Annotated in this window: 14 protein-coding genes; 10 read left to right on the plus strand and 4 right to left on the minus strand. The window is 47.0% G+C overall.

The annotated features are described in order from the left end of the window. Positions 1-46: 46 nt before the first annotated feature. The 3 genes from AC0L4K_RS05860 to AC0L4K_RS05870 all read right to left on the minus strand — a co-directional run bounded on the left by AC0L4K_RS05860 (position 47) and on the right by AC0L4K_RS05870 (position 2278). Positions 47-1363 (minus strand): type II toxin-antitoxin system HipA family toxin, encoded by a 1317-nt coding sequence (locus AC0L4K_RS05860; protein WP_473268562.1) that lies wholly within the window; start codon positions 1361-1363, stop codon positions 47-49. Then, the gene (locus AC0L4K_RS05865; protein ID WP_417228394.1) at positions 1357-1680 is read right to left on the minus strand and encodes a helix-turn-helix transcriptional regulator; all 324 of its coding nucleotides are present in this window, start codon (positions 1678-1680) and stop codon (positions 1357-1359) included. The genes AC0L4K_RS05860 and AC0L4K_RS05865 overlap by 7 nt, the downstream gene beginning before the upstream one ends. Positions 1681-1891: 211 nt before the next feature. Then, entirely contained in the window at positions 1892-2278 is a 387-nt protein-coding gene (locus tag AC0L4K_RS05870; protein ID WP_473269262.1) for a hypothetical protein, read from the minus strand. On the opposite strand from AC0L4K_RS05870, the gene AC0L4K_RS05875 reads away from it, so the two are divergent. After that, positions 2252-2473, plus strand: coding sequence for a DDE-type integrase/transposase/recombinase (locus tag AC0L4K_RS05875; protein ID WP_473268563.1), 222 nt, complete (start codon positions 2252-2254; stop codon positions 2471-2473). The two genes, AC0L4K_RS05870 and AC0L4K_RS05875, sit on opposite strands and share 27 nt — an antisense overlap. Before the next feature lie 238 nt (positions 2474-2711). Here AC0L4K_RS05875 and AC0L4K_RS05880 read toward each other — a convergent pair whose 3' ends face one another. After that, positions 2712-3350, minus strand: a complete 639-nt coding sequence (locus tag AC0L4K_RS05880; RefSeq protein ID WP_473268564.1) for a response regulator — start codon at positions 3348-3350, stop codon at positions 2712-2714. Between the two features lie 276 nt (positions 3351-3626). Between AC0L4K_RS05880 and AC0L4K_RS05885 the strand changes: the two genes are divergently transcribed. From AC0L4K_RS05885 to AC0L4K_RS05925, 9 genes are all read left to right on the plus strand, one after another. Then, entirely contained in the window at positions 3627-4790 is a 1164-nt protein-coding gene (locus AC0L4K_RS05885; protein ID WP_417228391.1) for an ABC transporter ATP-binding protein, read from the plus strand. Continuing rightward, positions 4771-5718, plus strand: a complete 948-nt coding sequence (locus AC0L4K_RS05890; protein ID WP_417228390.1) for a carbohydrate ABC transporter permease — start codon at positions 4771-4773, stop codon at positions 5716-5718. The genes AC0L4K_RS05885 and AC0L4K_RS05890 overlap by 20 nt, the downstream gene beginning before the upstream one ends. Beyond that, entirely contained in the window at positions 5715-6548 is an 834-nt protein-coding gene (locus tag AC0L4K_RS05895) for a carbohydrate ABC transporter permease (RefSeq protein ID WP_473268565.1), read from the plus strand. The genes AC0L4K_RS05890 and AC0L4K_RS05895 overlap by 4 nt, the downstream gene beginning before the upstream one ends. 59 nt (positions 6549-6607) lie before the next feature. Next, positions 6608-7870, plus strand: coding sequence for an ABC transporter substrate-binding protein (locus tag AC0L4K_RS05900; RefSeq protein WP_473268566.1), 1263 nt, complete (start codon positions 6608-6610; stop codon positions 7868-7870). 92 nt (positions 7871-7962) lie between these two features. Then, entirely contained in the window at positions 7963-8772 is an 810-nt protein-coding gene (locus tag AC0L4K_RS05905; RefSeq protein WP_473268567.1) for a phosphodiesterase, read from the plus strand. Continuing rightward, positions 8769-9917, plus strand: coding sequence for a phosphonoacetaldehyde reductase (locus tag AC0L4K_RS05910; RefSeq protein WP_473268568.1), 1149 nt, complete (start codon positions 8769-8771; stop codon positions 9915-9917). Before AC0L4K_RS05905 ends, AC0L4K_RS05910 begins: the two co-directional genes overlap by 4 nt. Then, a complete protein-coding gene (locus AC0L4K_RS05915) occupies positions 9914-10672 on the plus strand; it encodes an HAD-IIA family hydrolase (RefSeq protein WP_417228385.1) in 759 nt (252 codons plus the stop codon). Before AC0L4K_RS05910 ends, AC0L4K_RS05915 begins: the two co-directional genes overlap by 4 nt. A 71-nt stretch (positions 10673-10743) precedes the next feature. Continuing rightward, on the plus strand, positions 10744-12330 hold the full coding sequence (locus AC0L4K_RS05920; RefSeq protein WP_473268570.1) for a hybrid sensor histidine kinase/response regulator: 1587 nt from the start codon (positions 10744-10746) through the stop codon (positions 12328-12330). 1151 nt (positions 12331-13481) lie between these two features. Next, complete coding sequence (locus AC0L4K_RS05925) at positions 13482-14312, plus strand: hypothetical protein (protein WP_473268572.1); 831 nt, start codon at positions 13482-13484, stop codon at positions 14310-14312. The last annotated feature ends 232 nt before the right edge of the window (positions 14313-14544 follow it).

Below are 14544 nucleotides of genomic sequence, written 5' to 3' on the forward strand. Positions count from 1 at the left end.
CAGAGACCATCCTTTTTGCTCACAGGAATAGTCACTTTACTACTAACTAAATATCGAGCCGCAAGTTTTCTTGTATTTCATCTATCAGTGTTTTTGGTACATCCCATTCCTCAGCAAGCTGACGCCAAGTTGATACGTGCTCAATCGTTGCATCAATAATATTGTCGATCTTTTTCTTGTTAAAAACAGGGCTAAGTTTCTCTAAACTATAGAAATCACTTCGTGTAAAGTTATCTCTTTTACCATTCAAGCTCATCCAATGGCTGTTCACCCATTTGCTGCCTGGTTTATAGCTATAAGCTAAATCATAAGCTGGTGCGAGAGACCATTTGTCTTTTTTCAGAATAAAGGCAAAGTTCTTTGAGTGGTCGTCATGATTTCGAGCAATGATATTGAACGTCATGCGCTTGAATAGCTGCTCAGCTTCAACAGCAGAAAGCTTCAACTGTCTGGCAATGCCAAATAACTCTGCGTAAGAAAATGACCCCGGCTTTTTATAATCAACGTGGGCAAGCCCGTTTAGCGTTTGTACGTGTACCTTGCTGTTTTTAATTCGATCAAACCGTTGTGTAATAAAGTGGCGTCGATTGCCTTCATGGAGTAAGCGGCATGGCATCATATCGACACCGCATTTGTTAGCCATTAAATGATAAACAAACTCCATTGCTCCATAGCCTAATGGGTCACCGAAGGTTTCTTGATTTTTGTTATGTTCACTAACGCCGTCAAATTTCATCAAATAATGAGTAAAACCACTTGGCGCTTTAGCTTGGCCGGAGCGAACTTGAGTAAAATCTTCATTAAATGCTAATACGGCTTTCGGTCGTGCTCCTCCCGCACTCATGCCAACAGATAATAAAGACATCATTGCCTCTTTATCGTCTTGGTCATTTTGTTTGAGTTCTACTTCAAAACTACCTCGTGAATCTAAGATTTCTTGTGCAATTGAAACGAGCGACTGGATTTCTACTTGTTGTGAAGCATTTAAACTTCGTAACTTTGTAGCTGGCGCATACTCAAGAGCTCCCATGCCTCGCTTTCCCGTATATTGGAGGCGTTGCAGTGGTGTAATGTCACTCGGTGAACGGCCTTGACCTGCAACCCATGCGTTGAGAACTGCGTTACCAAAATCATCAGGTAAGGAGTCAGCTATTAAACCTGGTAGTCCTTTAAAGGTATTGAAATCCAGTTCGGGAAAGCTATAAATGCGATTCGATAATGGCATTTTGATCGGGGACAGCTCGACACCTTTTTTTGTGAAGCCTGGATCATATTCAAATGACCCAAGTCCCTTTTCAGTGTCAAAACTCACTGCGCCAACAGCATCGTCTTGGTATGTTATTGTAATGACTTCCATTACCATTCTAGTGTTTCCTCATCTTTGTTACTGCGCTGGCCTGAGGCTCTCTGCCTTTTCTTTCCTTGCAGTTTGGCCAGCTGTAAGGGCGAAATTTCTTGTTTAGGGAGAAATAGATCAATCTGCTGCGTGAGGTCTAATGCCATTAATATAGCAATCATGATGTCGAGCTGAACTTTTCCCTTTTCTGCATTCAAAACCGTTTTGCGCGCAATGCCAGCAAGCTCGGCAACTTCAGATTGTGTTAGGTCTCGATTTAGTCGAGCTTGCTTCAATCTGTCGCCGATCTCTTCTGCTAATGCTGTAGCTGTCACGTCTTTCACTATAAAGCCCTATTTTGGTTACATTAAGTGAGTTATTCTTACTTAATGTTCTTAATTTAGGACTTTAAGGTGATATTGTAAAGTGGTGCTTTTAGTGTCCTTCTTTGATTACATTAAGTGGCTTTTAATCTGTTAGAGTAACCAATTTTGGACTTTATGTGGTTTTCAGGAGGCCCCTTCGAGAGGGGTTGGTTGATGGGAGCCTAGCTGGCTAGTTGGAGGGAGTATCTGTTTCTTCTTCAGTGATATCGTCATCGGTTGAAGGCACCGCTTGTTCAACTTCTGCTTCTTTACCCTTAGCTTGAGCAGATTTCCGTGCTCGAATTTCGATATCAATAATGCGTCGAGCAAGTTTGATAATGCGCTGTTGCCATCTACACGTTGTTTGTTGATAAGCACGCTGGATAACACAGAGTGTGTCCATTGAGATCATTAACGCATCGAGTTTGCGAACTAAGCCGGCAAACTGGCCAACCTGAAGCGAGCTGATTCTGGCATTGAAGGTAATCGGGTCGGTGTAGTCAGGTACTTCATCGATGCCGTTGGACTCCATCAGTTTGTCCGAACGAGTTTGTTCGCTGTCTACCGCCTTAGACATCGGGACGGCAAGACGGCTAAGCGGTTCTTTAGACGGTTACTGCAAAGCCACGTTAGTGATTTGAGGAAAATAGTAACGGATAAATTGCGAAGTTATGGTGTTGCTCATCGAGAATTGATCTTTGAGACGATTACCACTACACGGGATAGTTTGCCCACAATAGAGCAGAGCTGTCACATCAACTGCCCCGGATGAGAGGGCGGGTAGTGCGGCGGATCAAGTCACCCAGGCTGGCTCAGCATTTTGTCAGTGTCCACGCTGCTGTTTACAACCTGTTCAATCTCGGGCGGCATTTTGTTGCGGTTAAGTACATCCGAAATCTTAGGGTAAACGGGGATTCATATAATAAGTGCGACATTTTTGGCTAAAGGTCGTGGGTTGATACTCTTCAGAAGGCCTTCCTGTCGGGTGCTATTTAATCGTAGTCGCGCTGTCATTGAATTTGCATAAGCGCTAGCTTCGCCGCTAATGCCGCTCGATTTTCTAATTGTGTGGTACGCAAAATACTACTTACTTGATTCTTAATGGTTTGTAGAGCAAAGCCAGTTTCATTCGCAATCTCTTGATTGCTCAGGCCTGCACTCAAGAGTGTAGCGATGCGTTGCTGGGTGTGATTGAGTTTGTCAAACAATGGAAAAGCCTTGGCGGGGCTCGCGGATAAAGTAGAGGCCACACTGCCTAATAATAACTGCTGTGGAATATACACCCCGCCAGAGATGACCAAATCTAGAGCCTTAGCCATTACCTCATTGCTGGTCGATTTAGGGATATAACCAGAGGCGCCGTTTTGCATTGCCGCGGCAACAATCTCAGGGGTTTCTGCCGATGAGATAATCACCACGGCGGTGCCGGGAAACTGCTGTTTAAGTTGTATTAACCCCTCCACACCGGTAGCTCCGGGTAGGTAAAGATCTAATAACACTAGTTCTACTTCATGATCACCGGCCAGCGCGGTCATGGCCGCGGGTAAAGAGGCCACCTCAGCGATCTGCCAAGTGGCATTGAGTGCCGAAATAATCTCTTTTAGCCCCTTTCGAATCAGTTCGTGATCATCTGCCAGAAGAATTTTCATAAATAGGTTACTCAATTAATTTCAAATCTAGGTACACCGCCAAAGTACTAAAGTACCTCGCTGCTGTGACAGTGACGTTGCAATAAGTCTTTTAAGTCATACACCTGCAATCGAATTGTTATTTAGCGAGTACTTAAAAGGCTCTGTTACTCGGTACTCGAGTACTTGTTTTTTATGTAGGTACTTGAAAAATAAAGATTTTATTATAACAAAACAGTCATAATTGCCTTCTATTATCCTCAGCCATTAGCAACATTTGAAAACGAGGCATAGGTTTTGGCTGAAATTGCGATACGCAAACTGAACAAGTCGTTCGGTGAAACACAGATTCTGGATCAGATCGATCTAACGGTCAGGGACGGTGAGTTTATGACCCTAGTTGGCCCATCCGGATGTGGTAAATCGACACTGCTGCGCATTATTGCCGGTTTAGAGTCCCAGACGAATGGCCAGATCAATATCAGCGGACAGCCGGTGGATCAGCTGCGACCGAAAGATCGTAACCTGTCTATGGTGTTTCAGTCCTATGCGTTATACCCACATCTTACGGTTAAAGAGAATATTGCCACCCCTATTCGTATGCGCAGCTATCGCTGGTATCAACGTCTGCCGCTATTAGCGCAGCTGTTACCCGGTGCGGCTGAACGGCAAGCCGGTATTGATAGCAAGGTGGCCGCGGTGGCTGAGTTATTACAGATAGAACACTTATTAGATCGCCGTCCGGGTGAGCTTTCCGGTGGCCAGCGGCAGCGTGTGGCATTGGGCCGCGCAATGGTAAGAGATCCCGCGGCCTTTCTGATGGATGAACCTCTCTCCAATCTGGATGCCAAGTTACGTGTTCATATGCGTACTGAAATCGCTCAGCTACATAAGCAGCTCGGTACGACATTTATCTATGTCACCCATGATCAGGCCGAAGCGATGACGATGTCAGACCGAATCGCTCTGATGATGGATGGCGAGCTGTTGCAGGTGGCGACCCCAGAGGAGATCTACCGTAACCCAGTGGATGTGCGGGTGGCGGAATTTATTGGCAGCCCCAAAATCAATCTACTGCCAGGGGAGGTCAACAATGCTGGTCGTGTGGTGGTTTGTGGATGCCCTCTGCGTGTTGCCACTTTGCCTGGACTGGCAAACATCAGGGTAGGGGTGCGCCCCGAGAACGCTACTGTTTGTCGCGCCGAGCAGGGTGATATTCAGGGACGGCTGATCTATTTAGAGAACATGGGCGCTGAGTTTTTTGCCCATATCACGATCGATACTCTCGCCGAGCCGATGCTGGTGCGTTGCGATGTTGAACAAGGGCAGCAATTGCTCTTGGGGGCCACCGTTGGTATCCGTATTAAACCGAAACATACCCTAGTGTTTGATCAACAGGGCCGTCGGGTTGTCTCAGAAAAAGTCGCTGCGGAGGTGCATCATGAATCTGTCACAGCCTGAAACATCGCCGAGTTTGCCTCGCCGTCCTCGCCGCTGGCGTCTCTATCGAGGAGCCGAACAATATGAACGCTTGCTAGGTTGGTTTCTCTCGCTGCCCGCCGCTGGGCTTATGTTGCTGTTTCTGATCGGACCGATTGCTGCGGTATTGCTGCTCTCCTTTACGGATTGGCAACTGGGCATGAGTGCTTTTGAATGGATTGGCTTGGATAACTATGCTGAGCTGTTTAGCGATTCGACCTTCTGGCAATCGTTAAAAAATACCATGATCTATGTTGCCATCGTGGTGCCCGGTTCTGTTTTTCTAGGATTGGGGGCTGCCATGCTGATCGAAGCAGGTAAGCAGGGTAAATCGTTTTATAGGGCGGTCTATTTTTTACCGGTAATGGCTACGCTTATCGCTATGTCGATTGTCTGGCAGGTGATACTTCATCCTGATTTTGGGTTATTGAACCTGATACTAAAAGAGCTTGGCATCACTGGACCTAACTGGTTACAAGACGGTGACTTGGTGCTGTATGTGCTCTGCGGAATTGGTATTTGGCAGCAAGTGGGATTCAATTTAGTGCTGTTCCTCTCCGGCTTAATGACCATCCCATCACATCTTTATGAGGCTGCTGAGATGGATGGAGCAAGCTCTGCATGGGATCGTTTTCGGCTGGTCACCTGGCCACTGCTCGGCCCGATCACTCTATTTGTTGTGGTGATCACTTCTAGCAAGGCATTTCAGGTGTTTGATACGGTGCAGGTGTTAACGAAAGGGGGCCCTAATAAAGCCTCGGAAGTGTTGCTATACACCATGTATACCGAAGCATTTGAGTATTTTCGCACTAGTTATGCTGCGGCCATCACCGTCGTTTTCCTATTCTTTGTGCTGCTGCTAACCCTGCTTAAAACCCGTTTCCTTGAACGTAAGGTGCACTACTCATGAATCGTCAACCTTCCTTGTTGTTTCGTTTGTTCCGGCATTTAGTGCTTATGAGTGGAGCGGTGGTCATGCTGATGCCGTTTATCTGGATGTTGCTGACTTCGGTTAAGCCACCAGATGAGATTTTTAGTTCAGAGCTGACATTGTGGCCACAACACTGGTATTTCATTGAAAACTATAGCGAAGCTCTGACGCGTATACCATTAATGAAGTTTTTGCTAAACGGTATTGTGGTCACCGTGGCTATCTTTTTATGCCAAGTCAGCATCGCCGTGCCAGTGGCATATGCCTTAGCAAAGTTGCGTTTTAAAGGAAAGAAAACCCTGTTTGCGGCGGTGCTGTTTTGTTTGCTTATTCCACCACAGGCGGTCTCTATTCCGTGGTATCTGCTGATGTATCAGTTTGGTTGGCTCGATAGCTATATGGCGTTAATCGCGCCGTTTAGTATCTCGGTATTCGGCATCTTCTTGATGCGGCAGTTTTTTATGACCATTCCTAATGACCTGATTTATGCCGCTCGTATGGATGGTTTTAGTGAGCTAGCCATTGTTTGGAAAGTCATGCTGCCTACAGCGATGCCAGCGTTGGTGTCATTCGGCATCTTCTCGGTCGTGGCTCACTGGAACGATTATTTCTGGCCACTCATCGTGCTGAACTCACCGGATTATTACACTCCACCGCTTGGTTTGGTGAATTTTAGGAATGACGATACCGGCAACGATTATGGCCCATTGATGGCCGCGGCCACCATCGTTATCACCCCGCTGGTCGGCGCATTTTTATTGGCTCAAAAACGTTTTATCGAGGGCATCACGCTCTCGGGCATGAAATAAATATCGACTAAAAAAGCATCCATTAAACAGTCTCTTTATATCTATTTAGGAATATAACAATGACACGTAAATCTCTTCAGCGCTTAATCGCGGCCTGTACGCTAACCCTTACCGGCAGCACCTTTGCCGCCACCGAACTGGTAGTGCAATATCCCTATGGCGGTACCTTTAAAGAAACCTTTGCCGAGATAAAAACCGGATTTGAAGCCCAGTATCCCGATATTAAACTGAATTTTCGGGCTCCTTATGAAAACTACGAAGACGCCACTCAAAAGGTAATGCGCGAGGCGATCACCAAGCGTTTGCCCGATATCTCATTTCAGGGCCTCAACCGAGTCAGACCTCTCGTCGATCGAGATATTGCGGTTTCATTAGAGCCTTTTATTGCCAAAGAGCAGGGCTTTGATAAAGAGGGCTATCACAAGGCGATGCTGGATATAGGCACTTACAATAATGAAGTCTATGGTCTGCCATTTGCCGTGTCTCTGCCGATCGCTTATTACAATATGGATTTAGTACGGCAAGCGGGTTGGGATGAACATAACCTGCCGAAAACCTGGGATGAGGTGATTCAGTTAGCGCAGGAAATCGATGCCCTGGGTGATGATGTCACTGGGATGGTTTATGGCTGGCAGATCACTGGCAACTGGTTATGGCAAGCACCGGTATTCTCGCAAGGTGGTTCGATGCTGAGCGCCGATGAAAAAACCGTGAGCTTTGGTGGAGAAGAGGGACAGTGGGCATTAGAGACCTTCGCCCGCTTCTTTAAAGAGGGCGGCATGAAAAATTACTCTAGCGCAGATGGCCGACAGTCTTTTATTTCGGGTAAAACCGGTATTTGGTTCTGGTCAACCTCGAACGTGACCAAAGCTGAACAGCTTATTGGTGACAAATTTGAGATGAAAACGAATTCCTTTCCCAGCGTGAAATCGGAAGGCAGCCTGCCAGCTGGGGGCAACGCCATCGTCATGTTAACCAAAGATGCAGCCAAACAGGATGCTGCCTGGAAATTTATCAAGTATTCAACATCGGGTAAGGGGGCAGCCATCGTAGCGCAAACCACCGGTTATATGCCGCCAAACAAGAAAGCCAATGAGGAGTATCTTACCGATTTTTATCGTAACCACCCCAACCATTACACTGCAGTGAAACAACTGCCATTAATGACCGATTGGTATGCTTTTCCCGGCAAAAACGGTCTGAAGATTACCCAGATTATTCATGATCATATGCAATCGATCGCCAGCGGCGACCGGGTGAATGAGTCTGGCGCGGTGCTTAACGATATGGTTACCGACGTTCAAAAATATTTGCCGCGTTAATAACATTATTCATCGAGCCGCCATCCTTTTAGGGTGTGCGGCATCGCCTCACCGAGCTTCCGGCTCAGGTATACAGATAACGAGAATATACCATGAAACTGATCCACCTAACCGATACACATTTAACATTGCCGGGACTGGCATTGTATGGCTCCTTTCCTGCCGAACGGTTACGAGCCTGTATCGCCTCTATTAATGCTGACCATGCCGATGCTGATCTCTGTGTGATTACCGGTGATTTAGCCCACGCCGGTGAGCCAGAAGCTTATGCTGAGTTCGCAGAGATTATTGCCGAGCTGAAAGTGCCTGTGCAATTAGTGGTGGGTAATCATGACCATCGTGGCCGCCTCGCGGCACAGTTCCCAACGCTGCAACAGGATGAACATGGGTTTGTGCAATCGGTTATCCATAACAATAGTGGCAGTTTTATCTTTATGGATTCGGTTAAAGAGGGCACCCATGCCGGTGCCTATTGCGAGAAACGGCAGCATTGGCTGGCGCAGCAATTGGCACAAGCAAGTGGCGATGTTTACCTGTTTATGCACCATGCCCCCTTTAAAACAGGCATTAAACCGATGGATAAAATCGGTCTCGATCGGCAAGATGCAGCCAACTTACAAAGCCTGTTACATCACCATGGCCGGGTAAAACACCTCTTCTTTGGCCATTACCATCGGCCTATGCATGGTTCTTGGGCGGGTATTGGTTTTTCGACACTGAGAGGCTTAAACCATCAGGTGGTATTGGATTTTCAGGAGGAAGATCAATACCTGTTCAACCATGAACCGCCGGCCTATGCGATCGTCTTTATCGATGACGACAATGTGGTTGTTCATAATCATGATTTTCTAGATCCATCAACACCGTTTAATGCCTTAACCGAGCCGGAGTGGAATGCATGAAAACAGTGGCATCAAAGTCTTGGCAGTTTGCTAACCCGGTGCGTATTCAGTGCGCTAATGGCGCTATCGATCAATTATCAAACCTCATTAATGGGCGGCCCTATATTCTGGTTACCTATGCTGAGCCGGTGTTTCAACAGTGGGCCGAGCGTATTGCGCGGCAGGCACAGCCATTAATGGTGATCGATTCTATCCGTGCCAACCCCGATTTAGATGATATTAAGCTGCAGTGCGAGGCGCTGGCTAGCTTAACCCAAGCGCCGCAGCTGGTTATCGCTTTAGGCGGTGGATCGGTGCTGGATACAGCGAAGGCCTTAGCCGCTTCGCGGGGAGACTTCGACCATTTTCATCAAGGCCTGCTCGAAGCGGAAGATGTCACCGCAAGCTGGCCGATTATTGCGCTCCCCACCACGGCGGGTACCGGCTCTGAAGTGACCTGTTGGGGGACCATTTGGCATAGACGTAGCGGTAAAAAATATTCGGTGAAAGGGCCGTCACTCTATCCAGAATGGGCAGTGATCGACCCCGAGCTTAGCTTAAATCTACCCTTCGAACTGACTCGGCAAACCGGTTTGGATGCCCTCAGCCATGCGTTAGAAAGTATCTGGAATGTTAACCGAAATCCGGTTAGCAATACTTTTGCCATTAAAGCCGCTAATACAATTCTTAATGTATTACCTAAACTATTAGATGATCTGACTAACCGTGACTTACGGCGGCAGATGGCCGAAGCGGCACTCTTGGCGGGGTTAGCGTTTTCTAATACTCAAACAGCCATTGCTCATGCATTATCCTATCCGCTGACATTGAAATATGACGTGCCCCACGGGATTGCATGTTCATTTACTCTGCCGCAGATTTTAACCGCCTCCAGCGGTATTCATCCTGATATCGATCAGGTGTTGATGACTATTTTTGGCAATCTCAATACCGCCGAAGCGACCTTAAGTGCGTGGCTGAAACGGCTAGGTGTTGCTACTGATCCAGAGCACTATGGTGTTGATCCTGTACGTTGGCCCGGTTTGGTGAATGAGGCGTGTTATAACCCTCGGGGACAAAACTGGAACGGTGATGCCAGCGCTTTAGAACTGTTGTTAATTCGTCATGCGCAACAAATGGATCAACCACAAGGGTTATCTCGATGAAGCCATTTAGTGCGTTAATCGCCGAATCTGATGCGGTATTGGTTGATATGGATGGTTGCCTGATTGCCGGTCAGCAGGTGTTACCCGGCGCAGCCGACTTGATTGAACAGGCGGCGGATAAGTTCTGGTTAGTGTCGAATAATTCCAGTCATAGTGCCGTTGAACTCAGTCGTCGCTTAGTAGAGTTAGGGTTGCCGATTGCACCACAGCAGATGTTGTTAGCCGGAGAGGCGGTGCTAGCCGAGGCTTATCAGTGCTATCCGGCGCAGGGGGCGATGTTGCTCGCCCGTCAAGCACTAAGAACCTATGCTGCTAGTTTAGGCATTATTGAAGATGATGAGCAGCCAGCGGTGATTGTATTAACCCGTGATACCGATCTTTGTTATCAGCGTTTAAGCTTGGCCATTAAGCACCTCAGCCGTGGTGTGCCCTTATTAGTGGCCAATCCGGATTTTTCACACCCCGACCCCGACGGTGATCCGGTGCCTGAAACCGGCAGCTTACTGGCTTTATTAATCAGCATTATTCCGCAACTGCAATATCGAGTGATGGGCAAACCCGAAGCGGGGTTGTTTCAGATGGCACTGGCCAAAGCCAACGCAGATCCGCATAACTGCGTTATGATTGGCGATAACCCTCGCACTGATCGTGATGGTGCCGAAGCGCTGGGTATTCGGGCGTTTTTAGTGGGTCAACATCCCGAGGCGGACGCCATCAATTTGAACGCCTTACTCGACAAAACCTTGAGCCATTAGCGGGCAGGGGGATTAGCCTATTTGTCATAAGACTGACATACCATAGTGAAAAAACATGATGGAACTCTACGATGCATACCAGCCCCCTTAGCCCGGCCATTAAAACCGCTCATCCTGATTTAGTCGACCCCGAGGTTAGGACACTGCTCAGCAGCGAGGCTAGTTGGTTGTTGGATGCTATTGAGAATATTGCCGAAGCCTTTGTTTATTGGGGGCCGGATGATCGACTGGTGATGTGTAACAGCCAATATCCTTCACAATTTATGGAGCCGGATAAAGTCAGGCCTGGGGTGCATTTTTCTGAGTTGGTAGAACAGAATATTCGAACCGGTCGAGTGGTGCGCTTTAATGATATTAATGATGTGCCAGCATCCCCCGAGGCCTATCGTGAAAAACGGATGGCGATGCATCACAGTGGTCACGGCACCTTCGAAGTCGAGAATTATTCTGGTAAATGGCTGCAAGCCAGAGAGCGTAAAACCCGGGATGGCGGCACGGTGGGCATCTACACCGATATCACCGGGATTAAACAGGCAGAGCAGCGAGAACATCAGGCAGCCATCGCTGAAGCCCAAGCTAATCAGGGAAAATCACGCTTTCTGGCCGCAGCTAGCCATGATCTACGCCAGCCGTTGCATGCGATGGGGATACTTGTCAGCGCGCTGTCTGGGCGATTAAAAGCCCCGGAAGAGCGTGATCTGCTCGCCGGTATCGATACGTGCCTAAATACCATGCAAAGCCTGTTTGATTCATTATTAGATATCTCTCGATTGGATGCGGGTGTTATCGAGCCAGAACAACAGCCTCTTGATTTGAGCCAACTGTTAAAACATGTCGAACAGGAGTTTTCACCGCAAGCGCAGAGCAAAGGGTTAACCTTAACCGTGCGTGGCACCGCGCACTATAGTTACAGTGATACTTCGATGCTGGGGCGCATATTACGCAACTTAATGGCCAATGCGATTAAATATACGGATGCTGGACGGGTGCTGGTTGCCGTCAGACCCCATGCGGATGCATTAGCGCTGGAAGTGTGGGATACCGGTATTGGTTTTCCAACAGCCCAGATCGATACCATGTTAGGTGAGTTTAAACAGCTTGAGGTGGGCAAGGTCAGAAGGCAAGGTTTAGGGCTAGGATTATCGATCGCTAGTAGGCTCTGTAATATGTTGCAACACCCGCTAGAGATTCGCTCGATAGAGGGCCGTGGTTCGATGTTTAGGGTGGTTATCCCGCTACATCAACCTAGCCAAACGGTTGCGGTCACCGCCACCGCTCAGCCTAGGTGTTACTCCGATATGAGCCAGCGCTATATCGTTGTATTAGATGATGATCAGGATAACCTTAAAGCAACCGCTCTGTTATTACGCGATTGGGGTTGCCGAGTGGAGACAGCGGCGAACCTCACCGAGATTGAGCAGATCAAATACTGCCCAGACCTTATGTTAGTCGATCACCACCTAAGTGATAATGAAAAGGGTACCGACGCCATTGATCTATTAAGCGCCAAATTCGGTAAAAAAATAGCGGGCTTAGTGATCACCGGCGATACCGAGCCAGAGCAACTGCAACAGATTAAAGCTCAAGGCTATCCGGTGGTGCATAAACCACTTAAACCGATGAAATTAAGAGCGTTATTGCAGCAGCGATTTTCTTAGTCGCTCGGGGATTTATATAATAAGCGCGCCACTTTTTAATTAAAGGGAGAGGGGCGTGAATTCAATTCAAAGTCTAAGTGCCAGCCAGCCAAGCAAGCTTGTTGTTTGAAATGAGGCTATGCATTCTATTTCACAGTAAATTGCTCATCATTTAAACGGATATTTCATGCCTTCAAGAGCCTGAGGCTCTGTACGAAGTTCGTTATCGAAAGCTTCAAAGGTTATTGCTACAAGAACAAAATCCCGCTGTTCGGCCAGGCACGTTATGTGCTTCATTGAGAATGAAAACGATCCTAGTGACCTTTATCAGGCTTGTTGCGGCATCGATAATGTCTCTCACCGATGACAGTACACTGATGTTGATTGGGTCTGTTTTTGTGGCCATAACACTATCCCGTATATCAATTTAATACACAGTCACAGTGATAGGCACCCTAGCAAGACGGAAATAGGGGGACGGTTAAGCAAATATAAGAATCGATTCAGACTCCGGTGCGTATCCTTTCAGTTGATCACGATCTACAAATGCCGTTAGCTGCGATAAAGGGGTGGTGATTATGGCAGTTTTGAGTGTGTGCTGCTCATCGAAAAAGGGGCCGTGTTACTGACAAATAAGACGCTTTATTGGCCAAAAAATGACACCGATTAGTTGAGCAAAAGATGTCTATTTATAGGGGTGTAAATTGCTCATTTGTGGCACAAAAAATCTTGATTTGTAGCACAAAAGTGCTACACTTTTGTCTTAGCGTATTTTTAACTTGTTGATAAATAAGTGGTTTCATTTCTGTGGGAGCCCCCGCTAGGCTCCACCAATTCCTTCGTAGATCCGTTATACATAAAATGAAGTGGAGAAATGCCCGCTAGTATTGATGCGAAACTCGATAAAATAATTAAGCGGTATGCTACCTCCTTTGGGCTTGTCGTATAAACCTCTCCTTTTGAGGCAATCTTGACCTGTAATATTTTCAACAGCAAGGCAGAGAACATCAACTCAATTTCGCCGACCGTCTTATTTGAAGCCCCAAATCTCGGTATACTTTCGGGTAGAGATATATAGAAAATCGCCACAGTGCTCGTTTATTGCGAGCAGAATAACAGAAGCAATATGACGCACCATAAAAAGGTCTTCACTGCATTTCAAGGATTCATATATGTTTAAACTGGTAAATTCAACATCAGAAGGGGCTGTGCTTAGAATTGTCTGCTTTTCTTCCGAGTTTAAGACGCTTCCTGTGATCGTTGGGTGCCATTATCTCGTTATTGATGATGTGACAGGGGAAATGGTTGATTGGCGTTGGGTTGGGGCTGAAAATGGTGATGAAAGCGGTACGTATAAAGCATCTGATAGTGTGGCGGTTACGGATGATGTGCTTAATAGCCTGTTGGAAAACACGGATCTAGCTGTCTTTTTATGTAGTGATACCCACTCATGGCGTAAGAAGGTGATTGAGCAATTAGGGCGCTATGATGCGGATATCTTATTTATCGCGGTTCATTGGTCTGCAGATAAAATTGATGATGTGCGAAGCTTCATAACGTCTGAATATAAGGCCTTGTCTTATGATGGAAATCTTATCTGTGGATCTCTTGAGGATGCCGTTAGCGCCGTGCGTGGCATCATTGAATTGATCATGGATTCGAGTTTGGTTGCTATTGATTTTGCTGATATTCGTTCCGTGTTAAAGAGCAATGATACCTTGCAATTGCAGGCGTCTGTTGGGCGCTCAACCGGTGAAGGAGCAGCCTTACGTGCCATAACAAACGCGTTAAATCAGATTTCACTATCGCCGTTAGAAGTGATGCTCGTTACTATTTATGGAGGGCCCGATATAAACCTTCAGGCGTTTTCAGTTGTAACCGAGGCTGTTGAAAATTTTGTAATACCCGAAGGAATGGTTGTTGTTGGTATGGTTCGTCGCCAGGAATTTGCAGATAACAACGGCATAGAAGTTAGTCTCGTAGCTGGTTGTACTGGTATGTAGTCATGAACGTTTTGCCAAGCCATCGGCTTTACCAACAGAGCTATTCCTGTTTTCGATCATATGGCAGAAATTAAGCAGGAAAGTGTTGGGGATGGCATGGATTATTACTCTATCAATTCAAAGTGGATGCAGAGGATACTCAGCCATTTTGCCCTGTGGCTCTGGATAGCAACAGTTTGCGTTAGGTCCAGGTTAGAGGCGGTTTTTCATAAATGGGCTCTTAAGTAGGTGT

It is taken from the genome of Amphritea sp. GJ51-11, from assembly GCF_055808735.1.

Coding starts and splice junctions, on each gene's coding strand:
- AC0L4K_RS05860 (WP_473268562.1), bottom strand. CDS start 1,363: ATGGTAATGGAAGTCATTACAATAACATACCAAGACGATGCTGTTGGC.
- AC0L4K_RS05870 (WP_473269262.1), bottom strand. CDS start 2,278: ATGTCTAAGGCGGTAGACAGCGAACAAACTCGTTCGGACAAACTGATG.
- AC0L4K_RS05880 (WP_473268564.1), bottom strand. CDS start 3,350: ATGAAAATTCTTCTGGCAGATGATCACGAACTGATTCGAAAGGGGCTA.
- AC0L4K_RS05890 (WP_417228390.1), top strand. CDS start 4,771: ATGAATCTGTCACAGCCTGAAACATCGCCGAGTTTGCCTCGCCGTCCT.
- AC0L4K_RS05895 (WP_473268565.1), top strand. CDS start 5,715: ATGAATCGTCAACCTTCCTTGTTGTTTCGTTTGTTCCGGCATTTAGTG.
- AC0L4K_RS05900 (WP_473268566.1), top strand. CDS start 6,608: ATGACACGTAAATCTCTTCAGCGCTTAATCGCGGCCTGTACGCTAACC.
- AC0L4K_RS05905 (WP_473268567.1), top strand. CDS start 7,963: ATGAAACTGATCCACCTAACCGATACACATTTAACATTGCCGGGACTG.
- AC0L4K_RS05910 (WP_473268568.1), top strand. CDS start 8,769: ATGAAAACAGTGGCATCAAAGTCTTGGCAGTTTGCTAACCCGGTGCGT.
- AC0L4K_RS05915 (WP_417228385.1), top strand. CDS start 9,914: ATGAAGCCATTTAGTGCGTTAATCGCCGAATCTGATGCGGTATTGGTT.
- AC0L4K_RS05920 (WP_473268570.1), top strand. CDS start 10,744: ATGCATACCAGCCCCCTTAGCCCGGCCATTAAAACCGCTCATCCTGAT.
- AC0L4K_RS05925 (WP_473268572.1), top strand. CDS start 13,482: ATGTTTAAACTGGTAAATTCAACATCAGAAGGGGCTGTGCTTAGAATT.